The following is a 7,968-nucleotide window of genomic DNA, read 5'->3' on the forward strand; positions in this document are numbered from 1 at the left end:
AAACAGTTGTAGAGGATGACGTTTGATTATCAATTTCACTATTCTTTGAGCGGTAGCGCAGATAAACCGATAATCCTGTTTTTACATGGCTTTATGGGTGACTGCAACGAATTTAATCAAGTTATCTCATTTTTGTCTGACCAATTTTGTTGTCTTGCTGTTGACCTTCCAGGTCATGGACAAACTAAGGTTATGGGTGGAGACGAGTGCTATGAAATGGCAAATACTGCCCAGGCTTTGCTCAACCTGCTAGAACAGTTAAGCATTGAAAAATGTTTTTTGGTTGGCTATTCGATGGGTGGACGATTGGCTTTATATTTGACCCTTCATTTCCCCGAACGTTTTCCTAAAGTGGTCTTGGAATCGGCATCTCCTGGGTTGAAGACCGAAGAGGAACGATGGAAGCGACTCCAGCGGGATCTAGAATTATCGCAGGAATTAGTAACGATTGATTTTTCAGAATTTTTAACAAATTGGTATCATCAGCCGCTTTTTGTTTCTCTCAAAAAACATCCGAAATTTGAGCAGATAATAGAGTCTCGGCTACAAAATAATCCCTTTGAATTGGCTAAGTCCCTAAGTAATTTGAGTACTGGATGCCAACCTTCTTTATGGGAAGCGCTCAAACAAAACCAAAACCCTATGCTTTTGCTAGTGGGTGAATATGATAACAAGTTTAGAATCATTAACTCAGAAATGGCGAAACTGTGTAAAGCAGCTAAGGTTAATTTAATTAGTAATTGTGGGCATAATATTCATGTAGAAAATCCAAGAGTATTTTTTGACAAAGTTAGCCAGTTTTTAGCTAAACCTGTATCAATTCAATAATATTTGTTAAGGTAATGCTTACCCTAAATACCATTTGGGTTTTGAGGCGCTGCCTTAACGCTCCCTCAATCGGGCTTAAAAAGGAAAGCTAAGAAATTTATATGTTACAAACAAAATGATAAATACCCCGCCTCCGCTTTTAAATAGGAGGCTGGGGCGAGATTCTAAATGATAGCTATTTAAACCAATTTTATATTATAAAAAATACGGTAATTTGCAGCTTTAATTAGTTTAAATTATTGATTTGCCTTTTCCGAAGTAAAGTATTATCAGAAATGTAGTTTATTGGTTGCCGTTGTGCGGAATTCATTTTATGGAAACAATAGGAATTCATCATGCCGCGATTATTTGCTCTAACTATGAAAAATCTAAAAAGTTTTATGTAGAGGTTTTAGGATTCTCAATTATCCAAGAAACCTTTAGAGAAGAAAGAAATTCTTACAAATTAGATTTGAGAGTTGGTCGCGGCGATCAAATTGAGCTTTTTTCATTTCCTAATCCTCCTCAAAGATTAAGTCACCCTGAAGCTTGCGGATTGAGGCATTTAGCGTTTGCTGTCAAAAATATAGATGAAGCTGTTTACTATTTAAAAAACCAAGGAGTGCAGGTAGAAGATATTAGACTTGATGAGATGACTGGCAAGCGGTTTACATTCTTTAGCGATCCAGACGGATTACCTTTAGAAATCTATGAAAAATAGCTTTACAGGCGATTAAACTTATGTTGGCTATATCAATACTTGGTTTTTCTCTGACATCAAGCTCTCAAGGAGCTTTTAAGCTTAAGAAAATTATCACTGTTTTGGCAAACGTTGTTAAGTTTTTTTCTTAAAAACTTAACAACGTCCGGAAAAAAAGGAGCAAAAGCAAGGGTTTCTACGGAGAAAGGCGATCGCATTCATCAAAAGTCCCTTAAAAAAACGGTGGGAACAGTCTATTAATTCAACTATCTATAGTAATAGATTGTTCGACCTCACCTCCTTTGGAGTCCGCCATGAATCTCCACCGCCCAGCTTTGTGCTTACTACCCGGTTTCAAAAAAAGTACAAGCAAAGGTTTCACAACCTTTGACTTAATCGCTCATATTTTTCTAATTGGGCTGGTGGTAATGGCTATGCCGATTTTTTTCAACACGTCAGCTCCAGAAGGAGGTGTTGCCTCTTCTAACCGCAAAACGTTGCTGATTCGGATGAATTTCTAGGAAGTCTACGTTACAAACAATGAGGGGAAAGATATTTTAGGGCAAGCTGAAGAGTGTGATGGATACTAAAGTTCACTGAACTAGATTAAATTTGGAAACCCGCACTCGCGTCGGTTTTTTATCCATAAGTTTGTAGCTCTTCTTTTAGCATTTGCTCATAAATTTCTGGCAACTTCCCACTCATAGAGTTGGTTTCTATCCCATAGCCCAGACTTGTCCAAGTGCCAGATAGCAGCCGCAACACCTTTTTTAGTTTCCCTTGACGCAGCAACTTGGAAATGTCTACTTTCCAGGCTTTCCGGTCACTCAGCCACGCATAAACTACAGCGTCCTGAAATTGTGGCTCAAAGCTATAAGAGTGCCAAAACATAAATTCTGAAGGCTGCGGGTGATAGCGCTGAGCCTTCTCAAGCCACGTCGTGTTGAGCATCTGATAGCGACCAGCAGCAGTAGAACATTTTCCCGTATTAGGGCCAACACCAATCGGGATGCACATCTGGGGATGCTGGCTGAGGTCTTGGACATACTGACCGCCATAGATGACCCGATAAGGCTGGGCAACATTTGCTTCACTAGCAGAAATTGTCCGCATCAAGGCACGGATATAAGGATCGCCCCCTTGCATTGCCAAGGGAGCGGTACCGTTTCCGTTCAGTGGAGCCACCGACGAGTTTCCGTAGGAGAAGCCGCGATCGCGCAGCTGCTCCCAGTCCTTAAGATAAAGCAACAAGCACAGCACCGCCGTCATGCTCAGCATCCCGATGAGAAAACTCCCGATCGCTGAAAACATCCCGGCGAGAAAACGCCCGATGGCTGAGAACATAATTAGGCCACACTGGCAAACATCTGCTCCCAGCTTTTTTCAGGAGCCTCTGCCTTGGTAATGATTTCAACAATTTTATTGCGAGCCGATGGTTGAAATAGCGCTTCGACACACACTTTCGCGACCTTAGTACGGGAAATGCTGCCACTTAAAGACAGAGTGTCAGCCTTGTACATAGCGATTGGCTCTGAGTTCTCTTCGTTTTTAAGACCTCCCGGTCGCACAATTGTGTACGTCAACCCGCTTTTCTGAATATATTCCTCTGCTTGCTTCTTCCACACCAGAATCAGCCAGAACAGATTCAGCGGATGCAAAAATTGAGAAGCACCAATTGAAGAAACCAGCACAAAATGCTCGATTCCCTTTGCCTTGGCGGCATCCACTAGATTTTTCGTGCCTTCGTAGTCCACCTTGTAGGGTCCAGTCGGATCAAAGCCGGGGCTAGCACCTGTGGCGCACAGTAGAACCGTACTATCACCTAGGGCAGAAGAGAGGCTTTCTGGCTGTAAAACATCGCCAACTACCAATTCAGCGGCATCTGGTAGAATCTGCCTAGCTTTTTCGATGTCTCGAACTAACGCTCGAACAGGTATATTCCGCTGCACCAGCTCTTGTACAATCCGACGACCTGTCTCCCCCGTTGCCCCTGCTACAAATGCTTTCATTCATTTCTCCGTAAATTACCCGTGTCCAGTCTTTAGAATCGCAAGCTATGCTGAGTGGACAGAGAATTTTTTTTGGTTGGCAGTAAACTCTAACTTTTTAATTGTAGAAACTCAAAGGCGTTGTCGTCTTTTGTTGAAGAATTAGAATTTATGGAAACAATTCAGCCCATTGTGGGAATCCTGTATATAGAAAAACGGCAACCAGCGCAGGAGAGCAGGTGATGCAGTCGCAATTCTACGATCGTCAACCGTTTGAGGTACCGTTTGAGGTTAACTCAGGAATGTTGAATCCAGTATCCAGTCTCATGGATGCCGACAACGCAGCCATAGAAGCCGCGAGTACAAATGAAACGACTCGATTTCATACTCACTTTGAGAGCTGCATGGAGATGTATGCCGATGCCGAAACGGTTGCTAAGTATCTAGATACTCACCACGGTTGGTTCTGCCGCTGCGCTCACCCCATGCAAGTAGAACCCCTAGGAGAGAATGGTTACGCTTTGGTAATCGGGCGTTTTGGTGCATTTGGTTATGAGGTGGAGCCAAAAATTGGCTTAGAACTGTTGCCACGGGATCAAGGTGTTTATCGAGTTCGGACAGTACCCGTTCCGAATTACGTGACTCCAGGTTATGACGTTGACTATGAGTCGGCGATGACATTAGTGGAAGTACCGGCAGATAGATTCGCCCCACATCAGGTATCTGCGATCACCTATGTTGAGTGGCATCTGGACTTGTCCGTTTATATTCAGTTTCCCAAGTTTATTCACAAGTTGCCTAAGTCTGTGATTCAAAATACAGGCGATCGCCTATTAGCGCAAATTGTGCGACAAGTTTCTAAGTCTCTTACCCCCAAAGTCCAGGAAGACTTTCATACCAGTCTGGGCTTGCCCGTGCCTAAAAAAGCCAAGAAAAGGGCTAATGGCTAAATCCCTAATGGCTAATGGCTAATTGCTATTAGCCATTAGCATCCTCCCAAAGGCTACATCTTGCTGATGATTCTCTGCAAAATTTCTACACCGCTCACAGCTTGCCAGCCAAACAGCCCCAGAAGAACAATATTTAAAAAAATGTGGCTGTAACGTGCCCAATTGTGACCTTTTTGCATATAGGGAGAGAGTGCAGCAGAAACTGCTATCATCCCGGTCATGCCTAAACCTGCCAGCAGGTGAGGTCCGACAAAGAGTTTTCCATTATTGATATAGGTAACGCCCATGCCAATTAGGGTGCCTATCACCATCAACGCCAACAGCAATGAACCAACTTGGTAGTGCCGGACGTTAAACCTGCCTTTGATTAGCTCTTTTTTGGCTTCCCCTTCAGCATTGCGAGTGCGTCGGACGAGAATGCCCAGATATAGGGCATACAGGGATGTGCCCAGTAGCACCCACATCAAGGCGGGGTGAATAAAATTAAGCCAGGGTTTAATCGATACGGGGATTTCCAAGCTCATAAGATTCGGCTCATTAAGGAACTTTATAAAACTTATCATAATGGCTGTCTACCTTTGGGTAGTCGTCATTACCGCGCCATAACCTCAGATGATTGAGTAGTCAAAAATCTGCTAAACATTGCAGGGCAGGAATTTCTGAAGGAGGGCAGCTGATGTTACCAGTCTGGTTACAGGCAGGTTTCTGGGGATTGGTGGGTGGATCGGCGTTGCTATTCGGAGCCGGGTTGGGATATTTTGTGCGAATTTCCCCGCAAGCGATCGCAGCCGTGATGGCTTTCGGTGCCGGGGTGCTAATTTCGACGCTATCTTTTGAGCTAATGGATGAGGCTTATCAGCGGGGTGGCTTCGATTCAACAGCAATTGGTTTCTTGAGCGGTGCTGCTGTCTACACAGGAGCAAACTGGTATCTGAATTATCAGGGTGCCAAGCATCGCAAGCGCTCTGGCAACCAACAAAAATCAGAAGAAGAGGCGAGTGGGAGCGGTTTAGCGATCGCTATCGGTGCCTTGCTGGATGGCATTCCGGAATCAATTGCGATCGGGGTCAGCATGATTCAAGGAGGAGTTGTTAGCTGGGTGACGGTAGCAGCCGTTTTCCTCTCAAATCTTCCCGAAGGACTCTCCAGCGCTGCTGGCATGAAGAAAGCAGGTCGTTCAGCTCGCTATATCTTCGGCGTGTGGGGAGCGATCGCGATTCTTTCCGGTATCGCCGCGCTTTTGGGCGATGTCATCTTCAGTCACTTCTCTGAAGAAATTATCGCCGCAACTACCGCCGTGGCAGCAGGCGCAATTCTGGCAATGATATCAGACACCATGATTCCAGAAGCTTTCGAGCAAGCCCATGATTTTGCTGGACTAATCACCGTTGTTGGCTTCCTCGTTACCTTTGTCCTCTCCAAGCTTGGGGGTTAAGCGACACCCTCCTCTCAAAAGTATAATTTGAGGTGAAGTTGGCAATGCTGCGGAGGGGATCGGGCAACAGCGGTGAGTGCAAATCAAGACTTAATTAGGGCGGCGAAGCGGGGAGAAATTCAGCGGGTAAAAGCGCTAATCACCGCTGGCGCTGATGTCAGTGCGACAGACCGGGAGGGCACCACTGCTTTGATGTTTGCCGCCCAGAACGGCTACACCGAGATTGTCAGACTTTTACTGGACGCTGGTGCAAACGTCAATCAACTTAGACAACGATATCGTCTGACGGCTTTGATGATAGCGGCGGCAGCGAATCAGATTGACGTAGTTAGAATGTTAGCTGCCAAAGGATCTGATGTGAATGCCGCCAACGAGGATGGCAGCACAGCGCTGATGGTGGCGGCGCTGAAAGGTTATGTTGACGTGGTGCAAATCTTGCTGGATGTGGGTGCCCAAGTCAATGTCAAAGACAACGTTGAGGATACAGCTTTGATGTTGGCGGCGCAGGAGGGCAAAACTAGGGTGGTGCAAGCCTTATTAGATGCCGGTGCTGAGGTGAATGGGAGAAGAGAGAATGATGGTGTCTCTCCCTTATTTCTCGCTGCTGGACTCGGACACGCTGAGACGGTGCAGGTTTTGTTAGAGCGAGGGGCAGATGCGAATGCCGAAACCAAGGACGGCAGAAGCCCCCTGATACAAGCTGCTGAGTTTGGTCGTTTAGAAGTGATTCAGCGGTTGTTAGCGAATGGCGCTGCTGTGAATGCGAAAGATAAAGAAGGTGAAACCCCTTTAACTCTCGCAATCGATCGAGTTCATACGGATGTGGTGAGAGCATTGCTCGAGGGCGGTGCTGATGTGAATGCTCAAAACTCGGATGGCTCAACGGCGCTGATGGCTGCGGCAGCGATCGCTAACACGGATATTGTCACGGCTTTACTCGATCGCGGCGCGGATATCAATGCCAAAGATAAAGATGATGAGACGGCTTTAAACTTTGCCGTTGTCGAAGGTCATGCTGATGTTGTGGAAATTCTCCTCAACCGAGGAGCAGATGTCCAGTCGCGAAATAAGTTAGGCGATACCGCTTTGATGGTGGCAGCATTGCATGGTCAGACGGCGATTGTGGAAGCTCTGTTAAGAAAGGGCGCGAATTCTAACGCGGGGAATCTGGGTGAGACAGCGTTAACCGTGGCAGCATTGCAGGGGCACGCTGACACGGTGAAAGTGCTGCTGGAGGGTGGGTCTAAGCCCAATACACGAACCAACGACGGGAAATGTGCGCTAATCAAGGCAGCTGAGCAGGGGCACGCGGGGGTGATGCAAGGGCTACTCTCGTTGGGAGCGGATATCAATCTTCAGGATGATGCTGGTGCGACTGCTTTAATGTGGGCGGTCCAGCGGGGTCATGCGAATGCCGTGCAGGTATTGCTGAAAGCTGGTGCGGATGTGAATTTGAAAAACCGGGGTGGCTACACGGCTTTGGCGATCGCCCAAGTGAATCGAAACCGGGAAATCGCGCGATCGCTCAAAGCATCTGGAGCTGTAGATTAACGCTTAAAAGCCTGTAGATGGTGCCAAGGAGTAAGGAAGTAGAGTGCAAGGCGGCGACACGCGATCGCGTGCCCAGCACTCTTACAGCATTTGTTGTAGAAATCTCTGCGAATCAATATTAAGCGGTAAATAGCACATCAATTAGTGTGGAATGCTACTTTTCCATAACGGCTTCCCCTGCAATGCCGCTGAATCAAGACGACACTCCCTGTAGCAAGCTGAGGGATCGTTTTAGCACCCGGATCGGTGTGAGCGATCGCGCGATCTTCGTGTAGTTGTAGTTTGGGTTGAGGAACGAAACCCAACACACAGAAGCATTTGTTAGGCTTCGCTCCTTAATTCTACCTACCTTTGCTTTGAATTTTTAGCTTCTTCGGGAACCGTATTAGAAACTGCCTCGGCAACCGATTGTAAGTAGCCAGAACTGGCTACACAAGAATCATCTAGGCTTAAATACACAACACGAATGGGAACTCAAACGAGTCTGCGCTGTTCTATCTGTTTAAGGATTGCGTAAGCGATGAAAACGCTTTAAAT

At 46.2% G+C, this 7,968-nt stretch carries 10 protein-coding genes; 6 read left to right on the top strand and 4 right to left on the bottom strand.

Going from position 1 to position 7,968, the window contains the following annotated elements; genetic code table 11:
* The first annotated feature begins 15 nt into the window (after nucleotides 1–15).
* The 3 genes from menH to H6F50_RS21770 all read left to right on the top strand — a co-directional run bounded on the left by menH (nucleotide 16) and on the right by H6F50_RS21770 (nucleotide 2,028).
* The gene (gene menH / locus H6F50_RS21760) at nucleotides 16–828 is read left to right on the top strand and encodes a 2-succinyl-6-hydroxy-2,4-cyclohexadiene-1-carboxylate synthase (RefSeq protein WP_190430316.1); all 813 of its coding nucleotides are present in this window, start codon (nucleotides 16–18) and stop codon (nucleotides 826–828) included.
* Between the two features lie 313 nt (nucleotides 829–1,141).
* The gene (locus H6F50_RS21765) at nucleotides 1,142–1,528 is read left to right on the top strand and encodes a VOC family protein (protein ID WP_190413965.1); all 387 of its coding nucleotides are present in this window, start codon (nucleotides 1,142–1,144) and stop codon (nucleotides 1,526–1,528) included.
* 293 nt (nucleotides 1,529–1,821) lie between these two features.
* The gene (locus tag H6F50_RS21770) at nucleotides 1,822–2,028 is read left to right on the top strand and encodes a hypothetical protein (RefSeq protein WP_190413967.1); all 207 of its coding nucleotides are present in this window, start codon (nucleotides 1,822–1,824) and stop codon (nucleotides 2,026–2,028) included.
* Nucleotides 2,029–2,146: 118 nt separating this feature from the next.
* Here the strand turns inward: H6F50_RS21770 and H6F50_RS21775 are convergent, their stop codons facing one another.
* Both H6F50_RS21775 and H6F50_RS21780 read right to left on the bottom strand, forming a co-directional pair.
* On the bottom strand, nucleotides 2,147–2,851 hold the full coding sequence (locus H6F50_RS21775; RefSeq protein WP_242029157.1) for a glycoside hydrolase family protein: 705 nt from the start codon (nucleotides 2,849–2,851) through the stop codon (nucleotides 2,147–2,149).
* Between the two features lie 2 nt (nucleotides 2,852–2,853).
* Nucleotides 2,854–3,516: an NAD(P)H-binding protein gene (locus H6F50_RS21780; protein WP_190430317.1), complete on the bottom strand. Its 663-nt coding sequence runs from the start codon at nucleotides 3,514–3,516 to the stop codon at nucleotides 2,854–2,856.
* A 305-nt stretch (nucleotides 3,517–3,821) separates the two neighbouring features.
* Between H6F50_RS21780 and H6F50_RS21785 the strand changes: the two genes are divergently transcribed.
* Nucleotides 3,822–4,445, top strand: coding sequence for a DUF1997 domain-containing protein (locus tag H6F50_RS21785; RefSeq protein ID WP_347275925.1), 624 nt, complete (start codon nucleotides 3,822–3,824; stop codon nucleotides 4,443–4,445).
* Between the two features lie 53 nt (nucleotides 4,446–4,498).
* Here the strand turns inward: H6F50_RS21785 and H6F50_RS21790 are convergent, their stop codons facing one another.
* Nucleotides 4,499–4,969 (bottom strand): DUF4079 domain-containing protein, encoded by a 471-nt coding sequence (locus H6F50_RS21790; protein ID WP_190430319.1) that lies wholly within the window; start codon nucleotides 4,967–4,969, stop codon nucleotides 4,499–4,501.
* A 152-nt stretch (nucleotides 4,970–5,121) separates the two neighbouring features.
* Here H6F50_RS21790 and H6F50_RS21795 point away from each other — a divergent pair, with 152 nt between their 5' ends.
* Together H6F50_RS21795 and H6F50_RS21800 are read left to right on the top strand one after the other, a co-directional pair.
* Nucleotides 5,122–5,880 carry a ZIP family zinc transporter gene (locus H6F50_RS21795; protein ID WP_190430320.1) on the top strand — a complete coding sequence of 253 codons (759 nt, stop codon included), beginning with the start codon at nucleotides 5,122–5,124 and terminating at the stop codon, nucleotides 5,878–5,880.
* A gap of 72 nt (nucleotides 5,881–5,952) precedes the next feature.
* Nucleotides 5,953–7,431: an ankyrin repeat domain-containing protein gene (locus H6F50_RS21800; RefSeq protein WP_190430321.1), complete on the top strand. Its 1,479-nt coding sequence runs from the start codon at nucleotides 5,953–5,955 to the stop codon at nucleotides 7,429–7,431.
* Between the two features lie 137 nt (nucleotides 7,432–7,568).
* Here H6F50_RS21800 and H6F50_RS21805 read toward each other — a convergent pair whose 3' ends face one another.
* On the bottom strand, nucleotides 7,569–7,739 hold the full coding sequence (locus tag H6F50_RS21805) for a hypothetical protein (protein ID WP_190430322.1): 171 nt from the start codon (nucleotides 7,737–7,739) through the stop codon (nucleotides 7,569–7,571).
* Nucleotides 7,740–7,968: the final 229 nt, after the last annotated feature.

The sequence above is a fragment of the Coleofasciculus sp. FACHB-712 genome (genome assembly GCF_014695635.1).
Taxonomy (GTDB): domain Bacteria; phylum Cyanobacteriota; class Cyanobacteriia; order Cyanobacteriales; family FACHB-T130; genus FACHB-T130.

What these genes read in the sequence shown, in the direction of transcription:
- menH (WP_190430316.1), top strand. Translation starts at nt 16, where the DNA reads ATGACGTTTGATTATCAATTTCACTATTCTTTGAGCGGTAGCGCAGAT.
- H6F50_RS21765 (WP_190413965.1), top strand. Translation starts at nt 1,142, where the DNA reads ATGGAAACAATAGGAATTCATCATGCCGCGATTATTTGCTCTAACTAT.
- H6F50_RS21770 (WP_190413967.1), top strand. Translation starts at nt 1,822, where the DNA reads ATGAATCTCCACCGCCCAGCTTTGTGCTTACTACCCGGTTTCAAAAAA.
- H6F50_RS21775 (WP_242029157.1), bottom strand. Translation starts at nt 2,851, where the DNA reads ATGTTCTCAGCCATCGGGCGTTTTCTCGCCGGGATGTTTTCAGCGATC.
- H6F50_RS21780 (WP_190430317.1), bottom strand. Translation starts at nt 3,516, where the DNA reads ATGAAAGCATTTGTAGCAGGGGCAACGGGGGAGACAGGTCGTCGGATT.
- H6F50_RS21785 (WP_347275925.1), top strand. Translation starts at nt 3,822, where the DNA reads ATGGATGCCGACAACGCAGCCATAGAAGCCGCGAGTACAAATGAAACG.
- H6F50_RS21790 (WP_190430319.1), bottom strand. Translation starts at nt 4,969, where the DNA reads ATGAGCTTGGAAATCCCCGTATCGATTAAACCCTGGCTTAATTTTATT.
- H6F50_RS21795 (WP_190430320.1), top strand. Translation starts at nt 5,122, where the DNA reads ATGTTACCAGTCTGGTTACAGGCAGGTTTCTGGGGATTGGTGGGTGGA.